Source organism: Kribbella sp. NPDC051718 (genome assembly GCF_040681515.1).
In the GTDB taxonomy this organism is placed as follows: Bacteria; Actinomycetota; Actinomycetes; order Propionibacteriales; family Kribbellaceae; genus Kribbella.
On record NZ_JBFAYZ010000013.1, the window covers coordinates 148,303 to 175,274 of the forward strand.

Here is a 26,972-nt window from a genome sequence, read left to right on the forward strand (position 1 = left end):
GCCAGCAGTTGGACGCTCCGGTACTGGAGGCGGTGGGACGGTCGCGTGGGTACTCTCCGTGGGTGAGGATGCACGGGCTGGTCAGGGTCGTCGTGCTGGTGGTGACGATCTCGCTGACACTGGTGTTGCTGCCGATCGCGATCAACGTCGGCACCGGTGGGACCGCCCCAGAGTTCCTCGAGCCGTACGTCGGCTGGACCTGGCCCGCGATCGGGGTGCTCTGGCTCGTCGCGATCGGCACCGGGCTCGCGCAGTACCGGAGCCGGCGAACCGTCGGCCACTCGGCACGAAGCGCCGACCAACCGCGCAACCGCCCGAACGCGCTGGCCCGCGTCGACCGCTACCTCGCCGACCGCTTCGCCAGCTCCCTCGCCTCCCGGGCCCGCCTGGCCCTGGCGCTCGACGTCAGCCCCGAGGCGGTGATCCGCCCGTACGATCTGCTCGTCCAGCCGCTGAACAGCAGCGTCACCGAGATCCGCGAGGACGCGAACATCGCGGCGGCCTTCGACGACCTCCAGGACTCCATGCTCATCCTCGGAGCCCCCGGCGCAGGCAAGACCACCCTCCTGCTGGAGCTCGCCCGCACCCTCGCCGCCGAGGCGCACACCAACCCGAACAACCCGATCCCCGTCCTGGTCGACCTAGCCAGCTGGACCGCGAGCACCGCGAAGGAACCAGACGACGACCCCGGCGACAGCCCGCTCCTGGCAGGCTTCATCCGCTGGCTCCTCACCGAGCTCAACAGCCGGTACCAGATCCCTGCCGCCGTAGGCCGGGTCTGGCTCACCAAGGGACGCCTCGCGCTACTACTGGACGGCCTGGACGAGGTAGCCCTGGCCCACCAGGACAAGCTCGCTCCAGTACTGGCCGAGCTGGGCCAGCGCTACCTGATCGGCCAGGTGGCAGTCACCTGTCGCATCCAGGAGTACGAGGCTCTCCACCACAAGCTCAAGCTGTACGGCGCGGTCCGCATCCGCCCGCTCAGCCGCGAGCAGGTACTCGACTACTTCGCCTCCGGTGGCGACGAGCTGGCCGGTGCGCTGGCCGCGATGGAGCGGGACGACGACCTCTGGGACCTGGTCAACTCCCCGCTGATGCTGAACGTCATGGCCCTCGCCTATCAGGGCAGGGACGCCCGCGACGTCGCTAGCGGAGTACTGGCCGACCATCGACGAGAACTGTTCGACACGTTCATCTCCGAGGTGCTCGCCCGCTACAGACCGAGCAGTTCGCACTTCGAGTCCCGTGCAGCCGTCCGCTCGCTCTGGTGCCTCGCCTGGTGGACTCGCACTCAAGCTGGTGATCGGATCGAAGTACCACGTCGGTTGACGCCCAGCGGCTGGTACGGCCTGGTGCTGCCCGCAGTCGGATACCTGGCCCACATGATCTGCCTACCGGGCCTCTTCGCCGGTCTGGCCGCCGGAGCAGCAGTGGGAGCCACTGCCCTGTACGGCGTATCGGCCGGCCTCGCCGTCTGCGCTGTCGCGCTCGTGCTGGTCCATGTGCGGCCGCAAACCTGGTGGATCCTTCAGCAGGGCCGCGACCAGCCACGCCACCTCCTGCTGGCCGTCATGATCTGCATCGGCATGGTCGCCGGGCTGGTCTCGGTCCTCGTCGTCACGGCCATCGCCGAGCGCTTGCCGCCCTGGCTCGGCCTGGTGCTCCAAGGTGTGGTGGTCTGGGCGTCCTTCGGCCTGGAGTACATCCTGTCCGGCAACAACCGGCGCCGCTTACTGCTCACCATCCGGTTGGTGGGTGTGACCGTGGCGAGCCTGATCGTCTTCGCCACCGTCGACGACCAGGCCGACTTCGTCGCCGGCTGCGCGATCGGCCTGGTAGTTGCCCAGGGCATCCGTTTTGTGAAGACACTGCCGATGGACCATCTGGTCTATCCGCACAGCAAGTCGGAACACCAGGACGGTCCGGGGGTCCGGTGGCGGATGGGCAAGTGGACCGTCGGCGGCGCACTGGCCGGCGTGCTCGTCGCAGCGGCTCTCGGCGCGAGCCTGTGGTGGACTACCGGCCCCGAGGCATTGCTGGGCATCATCGCCGGAACAGTCGCCTCGAAGGCCTGGCGTCGTCGCGCCCCCTTCTTCTCCGGCGCTCTCTCCCGCGGCCTGCACGGCTTCCTGCTCCGCTGGAGCGGCTACCTGCCTTGGCGCCGCGGTGCCTTTCTCCGGTACGCCGCCGAGCGCTACGTACTCGCCAAGACCGGCCGAGGCGAGTACGCCTTCATCCACCTACTAGTGCGCGACCACCTGGCCGAATGCGACCCCGACGCCCTGGCCGCCAAGGTAGACCAGCGGATCGCCGCAAGGTCCCAGCGAACCGGCCTAGCGCGCAGCCGCTAACACCTGGTCGAGGATCAGCGACCACTGCCGCACAATCCCGCGCCGCCGGGCCGCGTCGTCGGTCAGCAGGTCCGCCAACCCCAGCCCGCGGGCCAGATCGAGCACACCCTGGATGGTCTCCCGGACCCCCGGAGTGCGCTCCTCAACCTCCAGCACCTCCAGCAGTGCCCGGTGCGCCTGCCGCCCGACATGCGCCTCCAGCCGGACGATCTGCTGCCGCAGCGGCTCCTCGGTAGAGGCCGCTACCCAGAGGTGGAGGGCAGCTTTGAACAGAGGTCCGGTGTAGACGTCCGCGAGCATCCCTACGATCGCCTCGGTCCGCCCCTCGCCACTAGGCAGCCCGACGGCCTGCTCGCGAATCTCGGCCAACCGCACCTCGGTCATGTACTCCACAGCCGCAGCGAACAGGTCCGCTCGAGTGGGGAAGTGATGCTGTGCCGCCCCACGCGATACACCAGCCCGGGCCGCTACTACGGCGACAGTGGTCGCCGCATAGCCGACCTGCGACAGCGACTCGAGTGCCGCCTCCAGGAGCTTCTGCCGGGTCGCCCGACTCCGGTCCTGCTGCGGCTCTCGCAGTACCTCGCTCACAGCGAGTCCAGGAAGATGTCCGGCGCCAGATCCTCTTCAGCCCCAGCCGTCCGGTATCGCGAGAAGTCAGTCGTCCCGGCCTCGGTCAGCACCTCTTCGTCGATCAGGAACTCACCGGTCCGGCTGCCGGTCAGTACGAGGTAGGCCGCGTCCGCCACGATCTCCGGCGTCCGCGAGCGCTCGGTCGCCGCCGAGCCGCCCAACAGGTTCTGCACGGCTGCCGTGCCGATCAACGTGCGCGGCCAGAGCGAGTTCACCGAGATGCCGTCGGCACGCAGTTCCTCAGCGAGCCCGAGCGTCGTCAGGCTCATCCCGTACTTCGCCATCGTGTACGCCAGATGCTCGCCGGCCCACCGCGGATCCAGGTTCAGCGGCGGCGACAGCGTCAGGATGTGCCCGGCCGCCGACTTGCGCAGCCACGGGATGCACAGCTTCGACAGCAGGAACGTGCCGCGCGCGTTGATGTCCTGCATCAGGTCGTACCGCTTCATCGCGATGTCCGCCGTCGGCGTCAGGTCGATCGCCGACGCGTTGTTCACCACGATGTCGATCCCGCCGAACTCGTCGGCCGTACGCCGGACAGCCTCGACCACCGACTCGTCCGAGCGCACGTCGCCCACGATCGGCAACGCATGCCCACCGGCTGCCTCGATCTCCGCGGCAGCCGTGTAGATCGTGCCCGGCAACTGCGGATGCGGCTCGGCGGTCTTCGCCAGCAGCGCCACGTTCGCGCCGTCGCGAGCGGCCTTCAGCGCGATCGCCAGCCCGATCCCGCGACTGCCGCCGGACATGATCAGCGTGCGTCCCGCCAGGGTTTCACTCACGCGCGGCCTCCCGTGCCCTCAGCTCGCGCCGCAGGATCTTGCCCGAAGCGGCCTTCGGGACGGCGTCGATGAACTCCACCTGCCGAACCTTCTTGTACGGCGCCACCCGCTCGGCGACGTACTCGATCACGTCCGCCTCGGTCAGCTCCACTCCCGGCATCGCGACGACGAAGGCCTTCGGCACCTCGTTGCCATCCGCCTGTACGCCGATCACTGCCGCATCCGCGATCCGGGTGTCGGTCAGGAGCACCGCCTCCAACTCGGCCGGTGGCACCTGGTACCCGTGGTACTTGATCAGCTCCTTGAGCCGGTCGACGACGTACAGGTAGCCGCGTTCGTCGACCCGGCCGATGTCGCCGGTGTGCAGCCAGCCGTCCGGGTCGATCGTGGCGTCCGTCTCCGCGGGCCGGCCGAGGTAACCCTTCATCACCTGCGGCCCACGGATCCAGATCTCGCCCTCGTCAGCGTCGTTGCCATCGGCACCGACCAGCCGCATCTCGGTCGACGGGAACAGCTTGCCGACAGCGCCGGCCGGCGGGTCGATGTCGTCCTGCGGGACCGCGTGCGTGCCCGGCGACAGCTCGGTCATCCCGTAGCACTGCAGGATCGTGTGCAGGCCGAGTCGCTTGGCGCAGGCCTCGGCCAGGTCACCGTCGAGCGGTGCGGCAGCCGACGTCACGTACTTCAGCGCGGACAGATCCACCCCGTCGACCGCCGGGTGCTTCGCCAGCGCCAGCACGATCGGTGGCGCGACGAAGGCCCGGGTGATCTTCTGCTCGTCGAGCACGGTCAGGAACTGCTGCAGGTCGAACTTGGGCAGCACCACCACGGTCGCGCCGAGCCGCAGCGGCAGATTCATCAGCACGCTCAGCCCGTAGATGTGGAAGAACGGCAGGATCGCGATGATCCGCTCGCCCTCGTCGAGGTCGAACATCGCCTCGGCCTGGGTCAGGTTCGTGCCGATGTTGCGATGGGTCAGCATCACGCCCTTGGCGGCGCCCGTCGTACCGCTGGAGTACGGAAGTACGGCGACGTCGTTCGCCGGGTCGATGTCGACCACCGGCTCCGGCCCCGTCGAGGCCAGCAACTCCATCACCGAGCGGTATCCCTCGGCCTGGTCGCAGACGAGGATCTCCTGGACGTCGGTGTCCTTCACCGCCTCGGTCGCGATCGGCAGGAAAAGCGAAATCGTCACCAGCAATTTCGCCTTCGAGTCGACCAACTGCTTGTGCAGCTCGCTTGCCGTGTAGAGCGCGTTGACCGTGGTCACCGTCGCACCCGCCCGGGTCGCGCCGTAGAACACCGCCGGATAGATGATCGTGTTCGGGCTGTGCAGCGCGATCGTGTCGCCGTGCACGATGCCCAGCTCGGCGAACCCGGCGGCGATCCGCCGGCTCATCCCGTCGAGCTGGGTGTAGCTGACCTCGCGCCCGCTGACGCCGTCGACCAGCGCGATCCGGTCGCCGTACTCCTGCGCCCGACCGAGCACCACGTCGTGGATCGGCGCGTCGAGGATCTCGATCGGCGGGTACTGACTCTGAATGACCACGGGCGGGGTCCTCTCTACACGACTGGGTTGGAGGAACGATGACGGAATCAGTACGACTTCGGAAGCCCCAGACTGTGCTGCGCGACGAAGTTGAGGATCATCTCCCGGCTGACCGGCGCGATCCGGGACGCGCGGGCGGCCGTGACCAGCGAGGCAACGCCGTACTCGACCGTCATACCGTTGCCGCCGAGCGACTGCACCGCCTGGTCGGTGGCCCGGACGGTCGCTTCACCGGCGGCGTACTTCGCCATGTTGGCGGCCTCGCCGGCATCGAGGTCGTCGCCGGCGTCGTACAGGGCGGCTGCCTTCTGCATCATCAACCGGGCGAGCTCGAGCTCGATCTTGTTCTGCGCGAGCGGGTGCGCGATGCCTTGGTGGGCGCCGATCGCGGTCTTCCAGACCTGCCGTTCCTTGACGTAGGCGACGGCCTTGCCGAGCGCGTGCCGGCCGATCCCGATCGCGAACGCCGACGCCATGATCCGCTCCGGGTTGAGCCCGGCGAAGAGCTGCATCAGGCCGGCATCCTCGGAGCCGACCAGCGCCTCGGCGGGCAGTTGGACGTCGTCGAGGAAGAGCGAGAACTGCTTGTCCGGACTGATCAGGTCCATCTCGATCTGCCGGAACTCCACGCCCGCGGCGTCCGTGGGCACGATGAACAGCGCGGGCTTGAGCTTGCCTGTCTTCGCGTCCTCGGTCCGCCCGACGACGAGCACGGCCTTCGCGACATCCAGCCCGGAGATATAGACCTTCCGCCCGGACAACGACCAGCCCTCCCCGGTACGCCGTGCCGTCGTGGTGATCTCATGCGAGTTGGAACCCGCATCGGGCTCGGTGATCGCGAAAGCCATCGTGGTGGACCCATCGGCCAGCGACGGCAGCCACTGCTCCTTCTGTCCCTCGGTGCCGAACCGGGTGATCACCGTGCCGCAGATCGCCGGCGACACGACCATCATCAGCAACGGACAGCCGGCCGCGCCGAGCTCCTCCAAGACGATCGACAGGTCGGCCATACCGCCGCCACCGCCGCCGTACTGCTCAGGCAGGTTCACGCCCAGGTAGCCGAGCTTGCCGGCCTCCTGCCAGAGCTCCGTCGTCTGCCCGCCGGACCGCGCTCGCTCGTTGAAGTAGGCGTAGCCGTACTTCTTCCCCAGCTCGCTCACCGCCGCCCGCAGTGCGCGGCGTTCCTCGGACTCGACGAAGCTCATGCGCTCTCCTCAACTTGTACGACGGCCAGGACGGCCCCCACCTCAACCTGCTGCCCCGCTGCGACGTTCAGCTCCACCAAAACCCCGTCGGCCGGCGCCGAAATGGTGTGCTCCATCTTCATCGCCTCCAGCCACACCAGCCCCTGCCCCGCCGTCACCTTGTCGCCCACCTCAACCCCCACCCGCACCACAGTCCCCGGCATAGGCGCCACCAACGACCCAGCCACCAGTTGCCCCGCCGGATCCGCAAACCGCTCCACCGGCGTGAGCGCCACCGCTCCAACACACACCAGCCCGGGATAAGCAGCAACCTCGTACGCCCGCCGCACCCCATCAACTTCCAGCACCACCCGCTCGGCCTGGGCCTCGACCACCTCAACTCCCTCGACGGCGACGCCGTCCCGAGTCGCCCGATAGTCGACGTCGTACTGCCGATCCCCCACCAGATAACTCTTCCGCTGAGCCTGAGAAGCCAAATTCCGCCACCCACCAGGCAACCCACGCTGCACCTTCGCGCTCGCCCGTCGCCCAGCCGCATCCGCCAACGCCGCCGCAACCGCCGCAACCCGCTCGGCTGCCAGATCCGTCGGCTCACCAATCCCATGCGTCTCAAAGAACGCCGTATCCGTATCCCCAGCAAGAAACGCAGGATGCCGGAGAATCCAAATCAGCAAATCCCGATTAGTCCGCACCCCATGAATCACAGCCCGCTGCAACTCCGCCGCAAGCCGCGCCGCAGCCTGTTCCCGGGTCGCCCCCCAAACAATCACCTTCGCCAACATCGCGTCATAGAACGGCGAGACCACCGACCCACTCGCAACCCCGGAGTCAACCCGAACCCAAGGCGAACCCTCCCGAAGACCGCCCGGCTCAAAGGAAGAACCAGGAAGTGAGAAGCGGTGGAGGGTGCCGGTTTGGGGTTGCCAGTCGTTGGCGGGGTCTTCGGCGTACAACCGAACCTCGATCGAATGCCCAACCGCAGCAGGCGGCTCGGCCGGGAGTGCCTCACTTGAAGCAACAGCAAACTGCAAGGCGACGAGATCAAGTCCAGTGGTCGACTCGGTGACTGGATGCTCGACCTGCAGACGCGTGTTCATCTCCAGGAAGTAGAAGCCGCCGGACTCGTCGGCGAGGAACTCAACCGTCCCCGCCCCCACATACCCGATTGCCTCGGCCGCCTTGCGTGCCGCATCGAACAGCCGCGACCGCATCCCCGAAGTGCGTTCCACCAAAGGCGAAGGAGCCTCCTCGACCACCTTCTGATGCCGCCGCTGGATCGAGCACTCCCGCTCGCCAACCGCCCAAACCGTCCCATGCTGATCAGCCAGCACCTGTACTTCGATATGCCGCCCACTAGCCAGATACCGCTCGCAGAAAACGGTCCCATCACCAAACGCCGACAGCGCCTCAGCCGACGCCGCGTCGATCTCAGCCGCCAGATCCTCCAGCCGCCGGACAACCCGCATCCCCCGCCCACCACCACCGGCCGACGCCTTCACCAACACCGGAAGATCCGAGGCGCTCACCGAAGCTGGCGTCAGCTCCGCCAGCACCGGCACCCCAGCCGCCGCCATCAGCTTCTTCGCCTCGATCTTCGACCCCATCGACGAGATCGCCTCGACCGGCGGCCCGATCCAGGTCAGCCCCGCCTCGATCACCGCCGCCGCGAACCCAGCGTTCTCGGACAGGAACCCATACCCCGGATGCACCGCATCGGCCCCAGCCTTCAGCGCCGCCTCGATCACCAACTCCCCGCGCAAATACGTGTCCCCAGGCGCAGTGCCCGGCAAATGCACAGCAGCATCGGCCTCGCCGACATACGGCGCATCGGCATCGGCGGAAGAATGCACCGCCACGCACTCGATCCCCAACGAACGAGCGGTCCGAAACACCCGCCGCGCGATCTCGCCGCGATTGGCCACCAGTACCGACGTAATCATCGCCATCACATCCGGAAGACGCCGAAGTTGGCGCCATCGAAGCGGGTGCCCTCAACCGGGCCGGAGTGGATCGCCGACAGACACAGCCCGAGCACGGTCCGGGTATCACGCGGATCGATCACGCCGTCGTCATAGAGCCGTCCGGACAGGAACATCGGCAGCGACTCCGCCTCGATCTGTCCTTCCACATAAGCCCGCATCGCGGCATCACCGTCCTCGTCGTACGGCTGCCCCTTCGCCGCCGCGGCCGCCCGCGCCACGATCGACAACACCCCGGCGAGCTGCTGCGGCCCCATCACCGCCGACTTCGCCGACGGCCACGCGAACAGGAACCGTGGATCGAATGCCCGCCCACACATCCCGTAATGCCCGGCGCCGTACGACGCCCCCATCAGGATCGAGATGTGCGGCACCTTCGAGTTGGAGACCGCGTTGATCATCTGCGCGCCGTGCTTGATGATCCCGCCCTGCTCGTACTCCTGCCCGACCATGTAGCCGGTCGTGTTGTGCAGGAAGATCAGCGGCGTATTGGCCCGGTTCGCCAACTGGATGAACTGTGCCGCCTTCTGCGACTCCTCGCGGAACAGCACGCCCCGCGCGTTCGCCAGAATCCCGACCGGATACCCGTGCACCGACGCCCACCCGGTCGCCAGCGACGATCCGTAGAGCGGCTTGAACTCGTCGAACACCGACCCGTCCACCACCCGGGCGATCACGTCCCGCGGGTCGAACGGAATCTTCAGGTCTCCCGGTACGATCCCGAGCAGCTCGTCCTGGTCGTACAAGGGCTCCTCGTACGATGCCGCCGGCGCCGGCCCGAGCTTCTTCCAGTTCAGCCGCGACACGATCTGCCGCCCGAGCCGGATCGCATCCGGCTCGTCCACCGCGAAGTAGTCGGCCAGCCCCGAAGTCCGCGCGTGCATCGCCGCGCCACCGAGCGACTCGTCGTCCGCGTCCTCGCCGGTCGCCATCTTCACCAACGGCGGCCCGGCCAGGAACACCTTCGCGCCGCCGTCGACCATCACCACGTAGTCGCTCATGCCCGGGATGTACGCCCCGCCGGCGGTCGAGTTGCCGAACACCAGCGCGATCGTCGGAATCCCTTCCGCCGACAACCGGGTCAGGTTGCGGAACATCGCGCCACCCGGGATGAAGATCTCCTTCTGCGTCGGCAGATCCGCGCCACCCGACTCGACCAGGCTGATCACCGGCAACCGGTTCGCCCGGGCGATCTCGTCCGACCGCAACGCCTTCCGCAGCGTCCACGGGTTGCTGGCGCCGCCCTTGACCGTCGGGTCGTTCGCGGTGATCAGGCACTCGACGCCTTCCACCACACCGATCCCGGTGATCAGGCTCGCGCCGACCGTGAAGTCGCTGCCCCAGCCCGCGAGCGGCGACAGCTCCAGAAACGCGGTGTCCGGATCGAGCAGCAACTCGATCCGCTCCCGCGCGAGCAGTTTGCCGCGCTTGTGATGCCGTTCCACGTACTTCGGGCCGCCACCGGCCAGCGCCTTGGCGTGCTCGACCTCCAGCTCGGCCAGCTTGTCCAGCATCGCCTCGCGATTGCTCATCCGGTGAACCCCAGTCTCTTGGCCGCCAGGCCGGTCAGGATCTCGGTCGTACCGCCGCCGATGGCGAGGATCTTCTGGTCCCGGTACTGCCGTTCGACCTCGGCGTCGCGCATGTACCCGAACCCGCCGTGCAACTGCAGCGCCTGGTCACACACCCACGCGCCGGCCTCGACGGCGGTGTTCTTGGCGAAGCAGGTCTCGGCGATCACGTCCTCGCCGCGCTCGGCCCGCTGGGCGACCGAGTGCACGTAGGTCCGGGCGACGTCGATCCGCCGGGCCATCTCCGTCAGGGTGTGCTGCACGCTCTGCCGCGAGATCAGCGGCCGGCCGAACGTCTCCCGCATCCTGCACCACTCGACGCTGAGATCCAGCGCCCGTTGTGCCCCGGCATACGCCTGCACCGCGAGCGTCAGCCGCTCGGCGACGAAGTTCACCGCCAGCTGGACGAACCCTGTTCCCGCCTCGCCGACCAGGTTCGCCACCGGCACCCGGACCTCGGTGAACGACAACTCCGCCGTATCAGAGCAGAGCCACCCCATCTTCGACAGCTTCCGTGACACCGCGAACCCCGGCGTACCGCGCTCGATCACCAGCAGGCTGATGCCGTGCGCGCCCGGCCCGCCGGTCCGGACCGCCGTCGTCACGAAGTCCGCACGGCTGCCGGAGGTGATGTACGTCTTGGCCCCGTTGACGACGAAGTGATCGCCCTCGCGACGAGCCGTGGTCCGCAGCCCGGCGACGTCCGAGCCGCCGTCCGGCTCGGTGATCGCCAAGGCGCCGATCAACTCGCCTTCGAGCGTCGGTCCGACCCAGCGCGCGATCTGCTCGTCGTTGCCAGCAGCAACAATGTGGGGCAGTGCGATCCCGCAGGTCAGCAGCGATGCGACTAGCCCGCCGGAGCCGCCCGCGTAGTGCATCTCCTCGACCACCGCGATCGCATCGCCGAGCGATCCACCGCCACCACCCACAGCCTCCGGAAAGCCGACCCCGAGCAGCCCGAGCTGACCAGCCTTCTTGTGCAGCTCCCGCGGCAACTCGCCGTCCCGCTCCCACTGCTCCAGATTGGGCAGCACCTCCGCGCTCATGAAGCGCCGCACACTCGCCCGAAAGTCGTTCACAGCAACACTTCCGGTACGTCGAGATAGCGCGACCGGAGCCACTCGCCGACTGCCTTGGCCTGTGGATCGAACCGCGCCTGCGAGGCGACTCCATCACCCAGCAACCCGCTGACCACGAAGTTGAGCGCCCACAGGTTCGGGAAGACGTGCCTTGTGACGGTCAGGTCCTGGGTCTCTGGCAGCAGCTCCTGGAACTTCTCGACCGTCAACGTGTGCGCGAACCATCGCCAGGCCGTCTCGTTCCGCACCCACACCCCGACGTTCGCGTCGCCACCCTTGTCGCCGCTCCGCGCTCCGGCGATGCGGCCCAGCGGCACCTCGCGGGTGAGCGACCTAGCCGGCCGCCCAGCCGCGACGAGTTGCGGCAACGGCATCGGGAGCGCGCCGCCTTCCGCCTCCGCCAGCACCTGGGTGTCCTCGGACGGTTCGATCGTCTGGCGCCGGCCGTCCGGGAGTACGACGACGTGCTCCAGCTCGTGCGGATCGACGTACCCGGCGGTGAAGAGCCCGTACGCCTGTTCACTGCCGGGAGGAGCCGTCACGTGGAAGCCGGGATAACTCGACAGCGCAAGCTCGACCGCCGCGCTGGAGAACACGCGACCGGCGACCAGCGGGTCTGGGTCCTTGATGGTGCACTTGAGCAGGACACTTGCCTGCTCCTCGGTGCCCGCGTTCGGCTGCTCGCTCCACAGTACGGACCACTTCATCTCGGCCGGCCGTTTGACCAGGTCCCGCTCGAGTTGCTGCTGGATCAGCTCGGCCTTCGCCTCCAGCTCCAGCCCGGTGAGCACGAAGGTCACCTCGTTGCGGAAGCCGCCATGGCTGTTCAAGGACACCTTGTACGTCGGGGGCGGCGGCTCGCCCTCGACGCCGGTGATCCGGATCCGGTCCGGGCCGTCCTCGGACAGCTCGATCGAGTCAATCCGCGCGGTCACATCCGGACCGGCGTACCGGGCGCCGGTGATCTCGTAGAGCAGTTGCGCCTTGACCGTGTCGATCGTGACCGCGCCGCCAGTGCCGTCGTGCTTGGTGATCACGCTGCTGCCGTCGGCGTGGATCTCCGCGATCGGGAAGCCGGGCCGGCTGAGATCGCGGATCTCCTGGAAGAACGCGTAGTTGCCGCCGGTCGCCTGGCAGCCGCACTCGATCACGTGTCCGGCGACGACGGCTCCGGCCAGTTCGTCGTACTGGTCGCGTCGCCAGCCGTGATGCGCGGCGGCAGGGCCGACGATGACGGAGGCGTCGGTGACGCGGCCGGTGACGACGATGTCGGCGCCGGCCTTGAGTGCTTCGGCGATGCCCCAGGCGCCGAGGTACGCGTTGGCGGTGAGGGGGTCGCCGAAACCGAGCTCCTCCGCGCGCGAGATCAGGTCGTCGCCTTCGACGTACGCGATCTTCGGGTGCAGTCCGAGCTTGTCCGCGATCTCGTGGATCTTCTCCGCAAGTCCTGCCGGATTGAGTCCGCCCGCGTTGCTGACCACCTTGACGCCTCGATCGAGCACCTCGCCGAGCGCGCCTTCGAGCTGCGCCGGGAAGGTCTTCGCGTACCCCATCGAGGGATCCTTCGACCGGTCGCGACCGAGGATCAGCATCGTCAGCTCGGCCAGGTAGTCGCCGGTCAGCACGTCCAGCGGCCCGCCGGTCAGCATCTCCTGGAACGCTTTGAAGCGGTCGCCGTAGAACCCGGACGAGTTCCCGATCCGAATCGGCTCAGTCATCCGAACTGCCCCCGCTCCCGGCCCTTGCCCGGCATCCCGGCGAACGCCTGAATGATCCCCAGCCACTCGTCCGCCTCGGCACCCACCGCCTGTACGTCGAGGTCGTCGCGATGCCGTCGCTGCGTCGCCAGCAAACAGAAGTCCAGCGCCTTGCCCGTCACCCGCTGCTCAGCGTCCTCAGGACCCCAGATCCACACGTCACCCTCAGGCCCGGAAAGTTCCACGTGGAACGGCGCCGGCGGCGGCTTGCGATCATTCAGCAGATAGGCGAAGTCCCTGGTCCGTACTGCGAGGTGCGCCACGTGCCGGAGCCGACCCGACGGTCGCCGCGTCACCCCCAGCGCATCGGCCACGTCCTGCCCATGCGCCCACGTCTCCATCAACCGGGCCGTCGCCATCGAGGTCGGACTCATCGGCGGCCCGAACCACGCCACCTTCTGCCCGGCCGGCACCGCCTTCAGCGCATCCTGCAACTCCCCACGCGTCTGCCGCCAGTAGGTCAGCAAGTCTCCGGCCGGCAGCGCAGCCCCTTCAGCGGCTCCGTCATCCACAAACCCGGCTGGGTTTTCCACGGCCTTCTGCAACTCGACCTGGAACGCCTCCGGCTCGGCCGCCGCCAACCGGGCAGCCTCGTCCGTCCACGCCAGATGAGCGATCTGGTGGGCGACGGTCCATCCCTCGGCGGGCGTCGGCGTACTCCAGCCATCCGTCGTCAGCCCACCGACGAGCAGATCCAGCTCGACACTCTCGGCACTCAGATCGGCCAGCACATCATCCAGTTGCACGCGCGACTCCTGCCCTAGACCCGGTGTTCCCCGAGCCTCCCACCCCATCCGGAAAGAATCAAGCACGCGTGCTTGTTTTTGCTGGGAGCGATGCCGGTTGCCCGATTGGTCCAATTGCAGTTGCATGCTGTTGGAAAAGGTTCCGGGCGACCCTCGGGTGGTGCTAGGCAGAGGGATGCACAGTTCCCTGCCTGGTAAGGCCGCCGAGATCCGGGCGCTGCTGCTCAGCCTGATCGACACGTTGCCGGAAGGTGCCGCGTTGCCGCCTGAGCGGGAGCTGGCGGCTCGATGGAAGGTCGCGCGGATGACGCTGCGGCGGGCTGTCGACGAGCTGGTGATCGAGGAGTTGCTGGTCCGGCGGCACGGGAGTGGGACCTACACGGCCCGGCCGAAGGTGGCCAAGTGGCTGGGGATGATGGGGTTCTCCGAGGACATCCGGCGGCGCGGGATGCGGCCGGGGAGTCAGACGCTGGAGTTCCGCCATACGAGAGCCGAGCGCGCGGCCGCCCGCCGGCTGCGGATCCCGATCGGTGATCCGGTCCTCACCTTCACCCGGCTCCGGTTGGCCGACGAGATGCCGATGGTGGTCGAGCGCACCACGCTGCCGGGCAGCTACGTACCAGGCCTCGAAGCCGACGACCTGAGCGGCTCCCTCTACGACCTGCTGACGAATCGGTACGGCATCGAGCTCGCCTCCGGTACGTCGAAACTCGAGCCGGTGATGCCCGACGCCAAGACGGCCGAATGGCTCGACATCCCCAGCACCCAGCCGTGCCTGGCCTTGCACGGTGTCAGCTTCGACCGCCGCGAGCGCGTCTTCGAGTACACGTCGGCCGTCTACCGCGGCGACCGCTACGCCTTCACCGCCGAACTCCGGATGACGCCCTTCTGATGCTCGACGATGTCCTGAAAAGCCGCCTTGAACTCCGCGTACCTCTCCCGCCCGAGCCGCCGCGCGTGCCGTTCCTGCAGCGCCGCCAGGATCTTGTCAGCCGCCGCTAGCTCGGCCCGCCCGCGCTCTGTCGGGCAAATCAGCTTGGCCCGCCGATCGGCCGGATCCGGCCGCCGTTCCACATAGCCGAGCGCCTCCAGCTCGTCGACCATCGTCCCGATCACCTGCTTGTGCTGCCCCGATCGCCGCGCCAGCTCGGTAGCCCGAACCCCCTCGGACTCCAGATACGCCAGCACCGCCCCATGTCGCGGATGCAGATCATCGAACCCGAGCTCTGCCAACTTCCCGAACAGCTCTCCCTGCACCGCAAACAACAACTGCCCCGCCAGCACCCCAAGGTCCATCCGCCTGACAGTCATGATCACTGACTATCACAAATCACCTGCAGTTAGCCGGTGACCGAGTCCGGCGCTTCTACTCGGGAGAGCAGCTCGGTGGCTGCGTGCGTGGTGGCAGTGGTGATGGCGCCTACCAGGCTGGCTCGGTCGCCGAGGGCTGAGCGGACGATCGTGGGTGGGATCGGCAGGGCGGCAGCCAGTTCGGCGACCCGTCCGGCGAGGAAGTCGTTGTCGCCGATGCCGCCGCTGAGGATGACTGTCTCGGGGTCGACGACGGCGCAGATGGCGGCGACGATCTCGCTGATCCGGCGGCATTCGTCCTCGACCAGGGACAGGGCCTGGGGATCGCCTTGCTGGGCTCGTTCGAAGAGGTCGGCCACGTCTTTCAGGGCCGGGTCCAGCGCTTGGGCTTCGCGCAGAAGCGCTTTGCCGCCTGCTTCGTCGGCGCTGCTCGGAGTACCGCTGCGGTGGGCGTGGCCGGTGGGCAGGAAGGCGACCTCGCCGGCGGCTCCGTGGGCGCCGCGCAGGAGCGCGCCGTTGTGCATGATGCCGGCGCCGACGCCGGTACCGATCGCGATCACGGCGAACATCGACGCCTCGGTGCCGGCGCCGTGCCGCTGCTCGCCGATCGCGGCGAGGTTCACGTTGTTCTCCAGCAGTACCGGCCCGTCGATCGCGGCCGACAACTGGGAGTAGAAGTCGTACGGCTCGTCCTCACCGACGTTCCAGGCGTACCGGACCATCGGATCGTGCCGATTCACGACCCCGGGAATCGACACCCCCGCAGCCAGCAACGGCACGTCCACGCGATCAGCCGCCACCCGCGCCTCGGCCAGCAACTCCACCGCCTGCCGTACGACGCTCGCCGCCCCCTTCGCGCGCGTCGACCGTTTGAACTCCGCCAAAGGGGCACCGCTGAGGTCACAGACGGCTGCCCGAAGGTTCGTACCGCCGATGTCGATCCCCGCCACACACCCAGCACCAGCCGGTACGCCGTACAGCGTGGCCGTCCGTCCGGGTAGACCACTTCGCTGCGCGACCGGCTCCGCCAGGCCGAGCGACTCGAGCCGATCCACCGCGGCGAAGACCGTCGGACGGGACAGGGCACACGCCACCGCGAGCTCGGACCGGGTCTGTGGTCCAGACCGGGTCAGCAGCTGGGTCAGCACGACGCTCGCGCTGGGAGTGCCGCTCACAACACGGTTCATGCGTCACCTCCGGTTAAGCCTTGACTACCGCCTCGGAGCCTGATGATACTTCCCGTAAGTTAGGCAGGCTGCCTAACAAACTCGGAATCGGAGTGAGTCATGGCAGACAACCTCTCCCGGCGGACCGCCCTGCAAGCGGCGGGTGGACTCGGGCTGGCAGCGTTCCTGGCCGCGTGTGGCGGTGGCAAGGGCGCCTCGACGGGCGACCAGGGCAGCGGCAAGGGCGAGGTCCGCGCGCTGTTCATGAAACAGGCGGGCTACTCCGAGGACGACATCACCAAGATGACGGCCTCCTTCGCCAGCGCGAACCCGGACATCACGGTCAAGCCGGAGTTCGTCGCCTACGAGGCGCTGCACGACAAGATCGTCGCCGCCGGTCCGGCCGGTACGTACGACGTGGTGCTGATCGACGTGATCTGGCCGGCCGAGTTCGGCGGCAAGAAGATGGTCACCGACGTCACCAGCCAGTGGCCGGGCGACTGGAAGTCCGGCATGCTCGCCGGCGCGGTCGCCACCGCGGAGTACGACCAGAAGCTGTACGGCGTGCCGTGGATCATGGACACCAAGTACTTCTTCTACAACGAGGCGCACCTGCAGACCGCCAAGGTCGACGCGGCCAGCCTCGACACCTGGGACGGCGTGCTGGCCGGCGCCCGGAAGATCAAGGCGACCGGCGCCGCGAAGTACCCGCTGATCTGGTCGTGGCAGCAGGCCGAGGCGCTGGTCTGCGACTACGCGCAGCTGCTCGGCGCGATGGGTGGCAAGTTCCTCGACGACTCGGGCAAGGCGGCCTTCAACACTGGCGGAGGGGTCCAGGCGTTGGAGTTCATGCGGCAGACGATCGTCGACGGGCTGACCAACCCGGCGTCGACGCAGTCGCTCGAGGCCGACGTACAGCGGGTGTTCCAGGCCGGGCAGGCGAGCGCGGTACTGAACTGGACCTACATGTACGGCGCTGCCAACGACGCGAAGCAGAGCAAGATCGCGGGCAAGGTCAAGGTGCTCCAAACGCCCAAGGGCTCGGCCGGGCGGCCGGGTGTCAACGGCGGGATGGCGCTCTGCGTCACCACCGGCAGCAAGAACCAGGCGGCGGCCTTCAAGTACATCAGCTTCCTGACCAGCCAGGCTGAGCAGAACAAGTACGCCCTCGACTCGCTCCCGGTCTGGAAGACCTCCTACGACGACGAAGCAGTCGTCAAGACCAACCCCGCCGTCGTCCCCCAAGCCAAGAAGCAACTCGACGACCTGATCCTCCGCCCCCAGGCCCGCAACTACAACGCCTTCTCCCAAGCCCTCCAAGCCGAACTCCAGAACGCGTTGTTGGGCCGCAAACCGGCCCAAAAGGCCCTCGACGACGCCGCCGACAAAGCGAACAGCCTCCTGCAGTCGTGAGCCGAACCAGACAGGTAGTAGTCAAGGGGGAGGGCAAGTTCGCGCTGTTCTTGCTCCTCCCCGCAGCGCTGGTCGTCTTCGGCGTAGTGCTCTATCCGGTCATCCGCACGTTGTTGATCTCGCTCTACAAGGTCGACAGTGCGATGCCGGGGAGTTATCCGTTCGCAGGATTGAGCAACTACACCAAGGTTTTCAGCGACCCGTCGTTCTATCCGGTGCTCGGGCACACGGCGTACTTCACGCTCGTCTCGACCGCGATCGAGCTCGTCCTGGGGCTCGGCGTCGCGCTGCTGCTCAACGCGCCGCTGCGCTTCCGCTGGCTCTGGCGCAGTCTCGTCGTACTGCCGTGGGCGCTCCCGACGATCGTCAACGGCGCCCTCTGGCGCTGGATCTACAACGGCCAGTACGGCGTACTGAACCAGATCCTCGGCACCGACACCCAATGGCTCGGTTCGCCGTTCCTCGCGCTCAACATGGTGATCGTCGCCGACGTCTGGAAGAACACCTCGATCGTCGCGTTCTTCCTGCTCGCCGGCCTGCAGACGATCCCGGCCGAGCTGCACGAGGCGGCCGTTGTCGACGGCGCGAGCAAGCTGCGCACCTTCTGGTCGGTCGTCGTCCCGCTGCTCAAGCCGAGCATCGCCGTCGTCCTGGTCCTGCGCACGATCGAGGCCTTCAAGGTGTTCGACATCATCTACGTGATGACCGGCGGCGGCCCTGCCTCGGGCACCCAGACCGTTGCCTTCTACACCTACCTGCAGGCGTTCTCGAACCAGCTCTTCGGGTACGGCGCCGCGCTCGCTTACCTGATCGTGATCGCCGTCGGCGCGCTGGCGATGTTCTACCTGCGCATCCTCCGGCAGAACCAGTTGGCAGGTGTCTGATGCGCAACCGTCCTTCTCCCGTGCTCTACGTCTTCTGCGCGGTCCTCGCGGTGGTCGTGCTCGCGCCGTTCGCCTGGCTGGTGATCTCCAGCCTCTCGCCGTCGAACGAGCTGACCGCGGGCACGCTCTGGCCGGACCACCCGACGCTGGAGCGCTACCGCGACATCTTCACCTCGTCGTCGGGTGCCGACAACGTGGCCGGCACGTTCCGGATCGCGATGCTGAACAGCCTGATCGTCGCGTCCTGCACGACGGTCATCTCGCTGGTGGTCGGCTCACTAGGCGGATACGCCTTTGCCCGCCTGCGATTCCGCTTCCGCCGCACCACGCTGTTCGCGTTCCTGGCGATCTACATGCTGCCGCCGATCGCGCTGGTGATTCCGCTGTACCTGGCGATGGCGAACCTGCAGCTGCTCGACACCAAGCTCGGGCTGATCGTCACGTACTGCTCGATCGTCACCCCGTTCTGCCTGTGGACGATGAGCAATTTCTACCTGAGCCTCCCCGTCGAACTCGAAGACGCCGCCCGCGTAGACGGCTGCTCACGCCTAGGCGCCTTACTCCGCGTTGTCCTCCCGCTGGCCCGCCCGGGCATAGTCGCCACTGCCATGTTCGGCTTCCTCCTGGCCTGGGACGAGTTCTTGTATTCGCTGATCTTCACCTCGACCACCAACGCGAAAACCATCCCGGTCGCCATCGCCGAATTCACCGGCAAATTCTCCTCAGATTTCGGCCTGGTAGCCGCCGGCGGCGTACTGGCCGCCCTGCCCCCCGTACTCCTCGCCCTACTCTTCCAGCGCTACATCGTCAGCGGCCTGACCGCCGGCTCGGTCAAGGGATGAAGTTCCCCGAAGGCATCGCCGCCCAACCCGCAGCCCTGGCCACCAGCCTCGCCTCCCTCAAACTCCCTTCTTTCCAAGGCGGTCTGATCGCCCTGGTAGGCATCGGAGCCAGCGAACATGCCGCCCACGGAGCAGCCGCGGCTTGGCGCTCCGCCGGCCTCCAAGCAGTAGCCATCCCAGCCACCTCCCCACCAATCCCCGCAGCCCTAACCCTCCTAATCAGCGAATCCGGCCGCAGCACCGAAGTCCTCGCCTACAAGTCCCCCTCCAGAACCATCGCCCTGACCAACTTCGCAGACAGCCCCCTCGCGGCAGCCACCGCCGAGCTAATCCTCCTGAACTCCGGCCCAGACAGCCCCGTCTACACCACCGGCTACACCGCAACCCTCCAAGCCCTAGGCGTCTTGGGCGACCACTGGACAGCCACCGTCTCCGCATCGGCCGAGACCAAGTCGGCCGGCGCCTCTGCCTCACCGTTCGACTGGGCTGCGTTGCCGGCTCTTGTCTCTTCCGCGCTTGAGGCGCCGCTAGGCGCGGCGAGTGCGTACTTGGACGATGCGCGGCTGGTGGATGTGGTTGCCAGCGGGGTGAGTGTGGCGACTGCTGGTGAGGGTGGGTTGTTGTTGCGGGAGTCGGGACGGTTGCACACGGCTGTGCATGAGACTCGGAACTATCTGCATGGCCCCATGGAGATACTCGATCAGCAGACGACGTGTCTGTTGATCGGGGACGAGAGAGAAGTGCAGTTGGCGTATGACGTGCAGGACTACGGGACGAAGGTCGTGCTGATCACCACGCGCCAAGTCGAGTCAACGGAAGGGCTTGCGGTGATCAAGGTGCCTGAGGCAAGTAACGGGCTGGCCAAGGCTGTGCTGGAGATGGTGATCGTGCAGCGGTTGGGGTGGGACGTCGCGCAGCGGCGGGGGTTGACGGTGGATGGGTTCCGGCATCGGCAGAGTGATACGAAGGTGAGTTGAGGTTTTGCCTACGATTCATGTCATCGGCAACGTGCAGCTCGACGTACTGGCCGACCCGGTCACCGCTCTCCCGCGCCCAGGCGGCGACTCGATCATCGACCGGATCGACGTCCGCCCGGCCGGTGCCGCCGGCAACGTGAGCCTCGCGCTCGCCGCCCTCGGCACGCCGCATCGCCTGTTCGCCGCAGTGGGCGACGACTACGCCGGCCGCTGGGTGCTCGCCGAGCTGGAAAAGCTGAAACTCAACGAGGACATCCTCGTCAAACCCGGCGCCACCGGCATCTCCATCGCCGTCGAGGCTCCCGGTCGCGAGCGCGCGTTCATCACCGCGCACGGAGTCCTGGCCGACTGGACCCTCGCAGATCTCCCCGAGGACGCGACCGAAGCCGACTACGTCCTGCTCACCGGCCATTTCTCCCTCCCCGCGCTTCGCCCCGCGACCCACGAACTCCTCAAGAAGGCCCGCGCGAACGGCGCCACCACCATCCTCGACACCGGCTGGGATCCCGACGACTGGAAGACCACCGGCCGCCAGGAGATCCTCGACCTGCTCCCGCTCGTCGACCTCTTCCTCCCCAACGAACCCGAGGCGCTGGCCCTCACCAACCTCCCCATCCCGCACGACGCCGCCATCGCCCTCACCAGACACAGCAACCACCAGACGATCCTCAAGCGAGGCCCCGCCGGCGCCCTGCTCACCACCCCCACCCCACCCAACGGCCGCCCCGGCGCAGCAACTCCCGGCGCCGACACCATCGTCATCACCGCCCCACCCGCCATCCCCCTCGACACCACCGGCGCCGGCGACAGCCTCGCCGCCGCCCTCCTAGCCGAACTATCCACCGGCAAGCCCCTCAAAGAGGCCCTCACCTTCGCAGTCGCCTACGCGTCAGCAGTAGTAACCCGCCCCTCCCACAACCGCCACCCCACCCGCACCGACCTACCCCACTAACCAAGCCCCACGCCCCCAGCCAGCGCCCCACCAACCGTCGCCCCACCAACCGGCCCCCCAGCCAGCGCCCCACCAACCGGCGACCTCGGACACCAACCGGCGACCTCGGACACCAACCGGCGACCTCGGACATCTAATAACGTGTTCACGCCCGCCATTTGGTGTTCAAGGTCGCCACAAGTGCGCCGGATTCAGGGGAGTTTGGCCGCCAGCTCGCCCAGTACTTCGCGGAAGACGTCGAACCGCTCAGCTCCAACCTCAGCCCGCCACGCCTGCTCCACTCCGTCGAGCAGTGCACTCACCTGCTCCACCACGGCGTCCCCAGCGCCGGTACGCCGAATCAGCTTCGCCCGTCGATCGTCCGGGGCAGCCGCCAGCTCGACGTACCCCTCGCGCTCCAGGTGCTTGACCAGTTGCCCGAGCCCCTGACTGCTCACCCGCAACTCACCGGAGAGATCGACAATCCGGCACCCACCCGCCGGGATCACGTCGAGCACCCGCACCTGCGCCACGCTCAACTCCGTGAACCCGGCCGGCGGTACCGCGTCGAGCCGCAACCGCCGGTTCACCCGGTTGAGCAGCTGGGCGAGATGCTGCGGCCCGTTGACATCCGCCATGAGCACTCCCTACCGTCTATGCACAACCAACGTTCCTTTACTATATCCGAGGCCGCGATGACCGAACTGGAGCGCGTACTGCGCCCCCTGCTCACCGACGCGACCGTCACCGAGCTCGCCGCCTCCTTCGTAGACGACCCCAAGGTGACCCGCTGGTGGACCGAACCCGTCGGCTATGCCTTCGGTACCCCGACCACGGTCGGCGCTCTCCGCCTCAAAGCCGCGACCGCGACCGAGGCCGGCGACGTCGAGTGGTCGCTCTTCGTGAAGGCGATCTGGTCCGTCCGGCACTGGCCGCTGGTCCACGCCCTCCCCCTGGCCGTCCGCGAGGGCGCGCTCGCCAGCGACTTCTGGCGCTTCGAGGCGGACGTCTACGCGACCGACCTGACCGAAGCCCTCCCCGACGGTCTCCGTCTTCCGTTCGTCCACCGAGTCGTGGACCTGGGTGACGAACAGATCGCGATGATCCTCGAAGACGTCGCCACCCTCGACGACCCGGACCTCTGGGACACCGTCAGGTTCGCCAAGGCGGCAGAGCTCCTGGGCCGTGCCTCCGCCCGGCTGACCGAACGCGACGCGCTGCCGGTCCAATCCCGTACTCCGGCAGGCCCGCTCGCTGTCTTCTACGACACCTACCTCGTACCGCTGATCCTCCCGGCCCTGCAGAGCGACGACCTCTGGGCCCATCCACTCCTCAAGTCAGCCGATGCCATTCTCCGCACCGACCTCACGGAACTGGCGAGCCGGCTTCCCGCAGTACTCGACCGCCTCGCCCAGCTCCCGCAGGTGATGGCGCACGGCGACGCCAGCCCCCAGAACCTCCTCATTCCTGCCGACCAGCCCGATTCGTTCGTGGCCATCGACTGGAGTTTCGGCGGCCTCTCCCCGGCCGGCGAAGACCTGGCCCAGCTCCTTCTCGGCCTCGCCCACGCCGGTCACCTCGAACTCTCCGAGCTGACCACCCTCCGCCCGATCCTGGTCAGCGCCTTCGCCGACGGCCTTGGGGCCGAAGGCCGGGATCACCGGGAGGCCGACATCGAGTACGCCATGGACGGCGGCCTGCTCTTCCGGAGCGCGTTCACCGCCCTGCCGCTGGTACGCCTCCAGGAACCACTCACCGACGAACTAGCCGAAACCTTCCGCACAAGACTCGCGATGACCCGCTACCTCGTCGACCAGGCTCTCGCGATACCCCGCTGACACAGAGTGATCGTCCAGTCGCTATGATCACAAAAGTGATCATGTGCGCAGAATTGTGGGCACGGTAGCCGGTGGACTTCAGTACGCCGATCAGCACCGTCATCCCCTCGCTCGACGGACCCGTGCTCCAGGTGCTCGCCCGCTCCGACCGCATGCTCTCCGGCCGCCAGGTGCATGCCGAAGCAGGCACCGGCAGCGTCGCCGGCGTACGCCTCGTCCTGCAGCGCCTGGCGTCGACCGGCCTGGTCCACGTAGACGAGGCCGGCACCTCACTCCTCTACCGCCTCAACCGCTCCCACCTGGCGGCCCAAGCGGTAGAGCTCCTGGCCAACCTCCGCGCCACCTTCGCCGACACTCTCGCGGCCAACATCGACTCCTGGCGCATCCCACCACTGCACGCCAGCCTGTACGGCGCTGCCGCCCGCGGCGAAGGCGACCTCACCAGCGACGTCGCCCTCCTCCTGATTCGCTCCGACGAAGTTGCCACCGACAACCTTCTCTGGGAGCAACAGGTCGGCGGCCTGATGAGCGACATCGTCGAACTCACCGGCAACCCCGTCGACGTCGACGAACTGAGCCTGCAAGACCTCGCCAATCACCACCACGCCGCCGTCCCCGTGATCCGGGACTGGCTACACACCCCCACGATCCTGTACGGCCCTCCGCTCCAGGTCCTGCTGGCCGGCCGCGCCAGCGTCGAGCACCCGATCCTCGCCAACCTGCCGTCCCTCCCCAACCTGGCCAACTTCCCAGCCCTACCGGCCCTGACCGGCGCCCCCAGCTAGCTACACCAACGGGAGCCACTTGGCGATCGCCTGAACCAGGCCGGTGATGTCGTCCTCGGTCTGGTGGACGGTGAGAGTGATCCGCAGCCCCGACCGCTTCACCGGCACTGCGGGATAGCTGGCCGTGTTGACGAAGTACCCCGCCTCCTGAAGCCGGCGTCCCAGCCCGCCCACCGAGTGGATGTCCCGCCCGGCCGGGACGTACCTGATCGGCGTCTCGCTCTCATGCAACAGCGGCACCCCGTACGCCGCCGCTTCGCGGTTGAACAGCCGAATCCGCTCGATCACCGCCGCCTGCCGCTCGGCCAGTTCGTCCGAGAGGTGCAATCGGGCCGACGCGAGAATCCCGGCCAGCATCGGCGGCGGCACCGGTCCGGAGAAGATCATCGGCCAGCCGAGACTGAACACGCGATGGCGCAGTGCCTCGGTGGGAAACGTCATCACGCCACCGGCGATCCCGAACGCCTTGTTCAGTGACCCGATCACCACCGTCTTGGTGAGCGCAGCCGGGCTCAGGTGCTCGAGCACCTGGCCGCGGCCGTGCTGCCCGGTCCAGGAGATGGAGTGTGCGTCGTCGAAGTACAGCCACAGCTTCTCGTAGCGTTCGGCCAGCGCTCCGAGCTCCCGCACCGGCGCGAAGTCCCCGAACATGCTGTAGAGGCCGTCGGCGAGGAACCAGACTTTCTCGTGCCGGTCCGACAACTCGCGGACCCGACGCTCGAGCGCCTCCAGGTTGCTGTGCGGCACCCCGAGTGCGGGAGCCTCCGTCAACTTGGCAGCCATCCGCACACTGCGATGTACCTGCGCGTCGAGCAGCATCACGTCGCCGGTTCCGACCAGGATCGGGAGAGCCGCCAGGTTGCCCATGGTCGTGCTGGCGGAGATCGCCGCCGGCCGGCCGAAAAGCCGGGTCAACGCTGCCTCCGCCGCGGCGTACTGCGGAGAAGACAGGAACGTCCGCGTCGTGGCGAACTGAGTCCCGAACCGATCAGCAGCCGTCGCGACAGCGCCCTTCAACACCGGGTGCATCTCGAGCCCCGTGTAGCCGCAAGAGCTGAAGTTCACCAGCCGCCGGCCGTCGACGGTGACGACACGGCCGTCCAGCCGGTCGTCCTGCGCGGCCGCATGGACCACGCCGAGGGACTCGCCGACGGAGAAGATGTCGACGATCGTCTGGCTGGGGTCGGTCACCATTGCACCTCCTGAGGGCTCAACCCTAGGCAGCGTGAACGAGCGCAGTCGTGCCCGAAAGGGCACTGCCAGAGGTCAGCCTCCGAGGAGCGGTGACATCACGCGGGCGATCCGGCTGTCGTGGCGGGTCAGCTTCTCTTCGGTGTCGGCCAGGGTCATCGCCCGCAGGCCCGCGTTGATGCCGAGCCAGCGCAACGGTTCCGGCTCCCAGCGGGGCGAGCGGTGGTCCACCCAGGGAAGGTGGATCAGTGGAGTGTCTCGGCGGAGGATGAGATCGGTCAGTGTCCGGCCGGCCAGGTTCGTCGTACTGACGCCGTCGCCGACATAACCGCCGGCCCATGCCAGGCCTGACTGGTGGTCGATCCCGACCGACGCGCACCAGTCCCGCGGCACACCGAGCGCCCCGCCCCAAGCGTGCGTGAAGGCGACGTCATCGAGGCCGTCGAAGAGCTCCCGCAGCGTCGCCTGCAAGGCAGCGAACACGCGCGGCTCCTGATCGAAGGACGGCTTCACCCGGGACCGGAAGTGGTACGGCGCACCGCGCCCGCCGAAAGCGAGCCGCCCATCAGCCGTCCGCTGCCCATAGATCACCAGATGCCGGTGATCACTGAACGTCGGCCGATCCGCCAGCCCGATCCGATCCCAGGTCGCCGCGCTCAACGGCTCCGTTGCCACCATCAACGAATAGACCGGCGCCAGTGTCCGCGCCTCACCGGCCAGCGACGGCGTGAATCCCTCGGTGGCCCGGACGATCACCTCAGCCCGCACCACCCCGTACGCCGTACGCGCAGCCCCACCCGAAATGGAAAGCGCCGGAGTGTGCTCATGAATAGTCACCCCGAGCCCCTCCACCACGGCTGCCAACCCACGCACCAACTTGCCCGGATGGATCGCGGCGCAATGCGGCGTAAATGTTGCCCCCAGCACCTTTGTCGCCCGCACCTGCGACGCGACCTCGTCAGGCTCCAGGAATCGCAGATCCCCCGGCCCCCACTCACCAGCCTCAGCGACCTCCGCGCGAGCGCGAGCCAGCTGAGCCGCCGACCGAGCCAGCACAATCGTGCCGCCCTTGTGGTAATCGCAGTCGATGCCCTCAAGAGCACTGACCCGGCCGACCTCGTTCACCGATCCCTGCATCGCCAGGTGCATCGCGATCGCCGACTCGCGACTCGACCCCGGCAGCGAGGCCAGCCGATGCGAAGACACCGGGAACAACGCCGAACACCAACCACCGTTGCGTCCCGAGGCACCGAAGCCAACGGTCGCGGCCTCCAGCACGACGATCCGCAACGAGGGATCAGCCTTCGCCAGGTAATAGGCCGTCCACAGCCCCGTGTACCCGGCGCCGACGATCGCTACGTCGGCATCCCGGTCGCCCGCCAGCCCCGGCCGCTCGACCACAGGTGCTGCGGCCGAGCTCCACAGGATCAGCGCACACCCCACGAGTACGTCTGCTTGACCAGCTTCAGGTACACGAACGTCTCGGTCCCCTTGACGCCCTTGATCGACCGCACCCGCTCCGACAGCACCCGCAGCAGTTGCTCGTCACTCTCGCAGAGCACCTCGGCCAGCAGGTCGAACGAGCCGGCAGTGATCACGACGTACTCGATCTCGTCCATCGCGGCGAGCTCGTCCGCGATCGGCTCGAGCGCGCCCTCGGCCTTGATCCCGATCATCGCCTGCCTGGCGAACCCCATCTCGAGCGGATCGGTGACGGCCACCACCTGCATGATGCCGGCTTCGGTCAGCCGCTGGACGCGTTGCCGGACCGCGGCCTCGGACAGCCCGACCGCCTTGCCGATCGCGGCGTACGACCTGCGCCCGTCGACCTGGAGCTCGCGGATGATCGCCTTGGCGGTGTCGTCGAGCAGTACAGCGTTCTTTTCGGGGTTCCCCGTGCGTCCGGTCACCAGCAGATCCTGTCAGCGTCACCGGGGGTAGGCAAGCAGGAGTACCGGAATCCGTTGCGAAATCACCATCTA

At 67.7% G+C, this 26,972-nt stretch carries 24 protein-coding genes; 9 read left to right on the top strand and 15 right to left on the bottom strand.

What is annotated here, in order from left to right; translation table 11 throughout:
• Positions 1-68 precede the first annotated feature (68 nt).
• Positions 69-2,351 carry an NACHT domain-containing protein gene (locus AB0M15_RS36695; protein ID WP_363829923.1) on the top strand — a complete coding sequence of 761 codons (2,283 nt, stop codon included), beginning with the start codon at positions 69-71 and terminating at the stop codon, positions 2,349-2,351.
• Here the strand turns inward: AB0M15_RS36695 and AB0M15_RS36700 are convergent.
• The 9 genes from AB0M15_RS36700 to AB0M15_RS36740 are packed head-to-tail and all read right to left on the bottom strand — an operon-like array spanning position 2,334 to position 13,652.
• A complete protein-coding gene (locus AB0M15_RS36700) occupies positions 2,334-2,942 on the bottom strand; it encodes a TetR/AcrR family transcriptional regulator (RefSeq protein ID WP_363829770.1) in 609 nt (202 codons plus the stop codon). The two genes, AB0M15_RS36695 and AB0M15_RS36700, sit on opposite strands and share 18 nt — an antisense overlap.
• Positions 2,939-3,766 (bottom strand): NAD(P)-dependent oxidoreductase, encoded by an 828-nt coding sequence (locus AB0M15_RS36705; RefSeq protein ID WP_363829778.1) that lies wholly within the window; start codon positions 3,764-3,766, stop codon positions 2,939-2,941. The genes AB0M15_RS36700 and AB0M15_RS36705 overlap by 4 nt, the downstream gene beginning before the upstream one ends.
• Positions 3,759-5,315, bottom strand: coding sequence for an AMP-binding protein (locus tag AB0M15_RS36710; protein ID WP_363829782.1), 1,557 nt, complete (start codon positions 5,313-5,315; stop codon positions 3,759-3,761). Before AB0M15_RS36710 ends, AB0M15_RS36705 begins: the two co-directional genes overlap by 8 nt.
• 47 nt (positions 5,316-5,362) lie before the next feature.
• Positions 5,363-6,520, bottom strand: coding sequence for an acyl-CoA dehydrogenase (locus AB0M15_RS36715; RefSeq protein ID WP_363829785.1), 1,158 nt, complete (start codon positions 6,518-6,520; stop codon positions 5,363-5,365).
• Positions 6,517-8,460: a biotin carboxylase N-terminal domain-containing protein gene (locus AB0M15_RS36720; protein ID WP_363829788.1), complete on the bottom strand. Its 1,944-nt coding sequence runs from the start codon at positions 8,458-8,460 to the stop codon at positions 6,517-6,519. The genes AB0M15_RS36715 and AB0M15_RS36720 overlap by 4 nt, the downstream gene beginning before the upstream one ends.
• A gap of 5 nt (positions 8,461-8,465) precedes the next feature.
• Positions 8,466-10,031 (bottom strand): carboxyl transferase domain-containing protein, encoded by a 1,566-nt coding sequence (locus AB0M15_RS36725; RefSeq protein WP_363829791.1) that lies wholly within the window; start codon positions 10,029-10,031, stop codon positions 8,466-8,468.
• Positions 10,028-11,149, bottom strand: coding sequence for an acyl-CoA dehydrogenase family protein (locus AB0M15_RS36730; RefSeq protein WP_363829794.1), 1,122 nt, complete (start codon positions 11,147-11,149; stop codon positions 10,028-10,030). Before AB0M15_RS36730 ends, AB0M15_RS36725 begins: the two co-directional genes overlap by 4 nt.
• Positions 11,146-12,867: an acyclic terpene utilization AtuA family protein gene (locus tag AB0M15_RS36735; RefSeq protein ID WP_363829797.1), complete on the bottom strand. Its 1,722-nt coding sequence runs from the start codon at positions 12,865-12,867 to the stop codon at positions 11,146-11,148. Before AB0M15_RS36735 ends, AB0M15_RS36730 begins: the two co-directional genes overlap by 4 nt.
• Positions 12,864-13,652 carry a TIGR03084 family metal-binding protein gene (locus tag AB0M15_RS36740; protein ID WP_363829801.1) on the bottom strand — a complete coding sequence of 263 codons (789 nt, stop codon included), beginning with the start codon at positions 13,650-13,652 and terminating at the stop codon, positions 12,864-12,866. The genes AB0M15_RS36735 and AB0M15_RS36740 overlap by 4 nt, the downstream gene beginning before the upstream one ends.
• Before the next feature lie 175 nt (positions 13,653-13,827).
• Between AB0M15_RS36740 and AB0M15_RS36745 the strand changes: the two genes are divergently transcribed.
• Positions 13,828-14,544 carry a GntR family transcriptional regulator gene (locus tag AB0M15_RS36745; RefSeq protein WP_363829808.1) on the top strand — a complete coding sequence of 239 codons (717 nt, stop codon included), beginning with the start codon at positions 13,828-13,830 and terminating at the stop codon, positions 14,542-14,544.
• Here AB0M15_RS36745 and AB0M15_RS36750 read toward each other — a convergent pair.
• Positions 14,505-14,963, bottom strand: a complete 459-nt coding sequence (locus AB0M15_RS36750; protein WP_363829815.1) for a MarR family transcriptional regulator — start codon at positions 14,961-14,963, stop codon at positions 14,505-14,507. The two genes, AB0M15_RS36745 and AB0M15_RS36750, sit on opposite strands and share 40 nt — an antisense overlap.
• A gap of 29 nt (positions 14,964-14,992) precedes the next feature.
• A complete protein-coding gene (locus AB0M15_RS36755) occupies positions 14,993-16,150 on the bottom strand; it encodes an ROK family transcriptional regulator (protein WP_363829824.1) in 1,158 nt (385 codons plus the stop codon).
• A 99-nt stretch (positions 16,151-16,249) separates the two neighbouring features.
• Here AB0M15_RS36755 and AB0M15_RS36760 point away from each other — a divergent pair, with 99 nt between their 5' ends.
• From AB0M15_RS36760 to AB0M15_RS36780, 5 genes are read left to right on the top strand one after another with little or no spacing between them, the layout of a single operon-like run.
• The gene (locus tag AB0M15_RS36760; RefSeq protein ID WP_363829827.1) at positions 16,250-17,542 is read left to right on the top strand and encodes an extracellular solute-binding protein; all 1,293 of its coding nucleotides are present in this window, start codon (positions 16,250-16,252) and stop codon (positions 17,540-17,542) included.
• Positions 17,539-18,426 carry a sugar ABC transporter permease gene (locus AB0M15_RS36765; protein WP_363829830.1) on the top strand — a complete coding sequence of 296 codons (888 nt, stop codon included), beginning with the start codon at positions 17,539-17,541 and terminating at the stop codon, positions 18,424-18,426. The genes AB0M15_RS36760 and AB0M15_RS36765 overlap by 4 nt, the downstream gene beginning before the upstream one ends.
• The gene (locus AB0M15_RS36770) at positions 18,426-19,268 is read left to right on the top strand and encodes a carbohydrate ABC transporter permease (RefSeq protein WP_363829833.1); all 843 of its coding nucleotides are present in this window, start codon (positions 18,426-18,428) and stop codon (positions 19,266-19,268) included. Before AB0M15_RS36765 ends, AB0M15_RS36770 begins: the two co-directional genes overlap by 1 nt.
• Complete coding sequence (locus AB0M15_RS36775; protein WP_363829836.1) at positions 19,265-20,245, top strand: SIS domain-containing protein; 981 nt, start codon at positions 19,265-19,267, stop codon at positions 20,243-20,245. Before AB0M15_RS36770 ends, AB0M15_RS36775 begins: the two co-directional genes overlap by 4 nt.
• A gap of 4 nt (positions 20,246-20,249) precedes the next feature.
• Positions 20,250-21,197, top strand: a complete 948-nt coding sequence (locus AB0M15_RS36780; RefSeq protein ID WP_363829839.1) for a carbohydrate kinase family protein — start codon at positions 20,250-20,252, stop codon at positions 21,195-21,197.
• Positions 21,198-21,388: 191 nt separating this feature from the next.
• Here the strand turns inward: AB0M15_RS36780 and AB0M15_RS36785 are convergent, their stop codons facing one another.
• A complete protein-coding gene (locus AB0M15_RS36785) occupies positions 21,389-21,814 on the bottom strand; it encodes a MarR family winged helix-turn-helix transcriptional regulator (protein ID WP_363829842.1) in 426 nt (141 codons plus the stop codon).
• Positions 21,815-21,871: 57 nt separating this feature from the next.
• Between AB0M15_RS36785 and AB0M15_RS36790 the strand changes: the two genes are divergently transcribed.
• Complete coding sequence (locus tag AB0M15_RS36790; protein WP_363829845.1) at positions 21,872-23,014, top strand: phosphotransferase; 1,143 nt, start codon at positions 21,872-21,874, stop codon at positions 23,012-23,014.
• A 71-nt stretch (positions 23,015-23,085) separates the two neighbouring features.
• A complete protein-coding gene (locus AB0M15_RS36795; RefSeq protein ID WP_363829848.1) occupies positions 23,086-23,799 on the top strand; it encodes a hypothetical protein in 714 nt (237 codons plus the stop codon).
• Here AB0M15_RS36795 and AB0M15_RS36800 read toward each other — a convergent pair whose 3' ends face one another.
• The 3 genes from AB0M15_RS36800 to AB0M15_RS36810 all read right to left on the bottom strand — a co-directional run bounded on the left by AB0M15_RS36800 (position 23,800) and on the right by AB0M15_RS36810 (position 26,900).
• A complete protein-coding gene (locus tag AB0M15_RS36800; RefSeq protein WP_363829851.1) occupies positions 23,800-24,993 on the bottom strand; it encodes an aminotransferase class I/II-fold pyridoxal phosphate-dependent enzyme in 1,194 nt (397 codons plus the stop codon).
• Positions 24,994-25,065: 72 nt separating this feature from the next.
• On the bottom strand, positions 25,066-26,433 hold the full coding sequence (locus AB0M15_RS36805) for an FAD-binding oxidoreductase (RefSeq protein WP_363829854.1): 1,368 nt from the start codon (positions 26,431-26,433) through the stop codon (positions 25,066-25,068).
• Positions 26,418-26,900 (bottom strand): Lrp/AsnC family transcriptional regulator, encoded by a 483-nt coding sequence (locus tag AB0M15_RS36810; RefSeq protein WP_328331787.1) that lies wholly within the window; start codon positions 26,898-26,900, stop codon positions 26,418-26,420. The genes AB0M15_RS36805 and AB0M15_RS36810 overlap by 16 nt, the downstream gene beginning before the upstream one ends.
• Between the last annotated feature and the right edge of the window lie 72 nt (positions 26,901-26,972).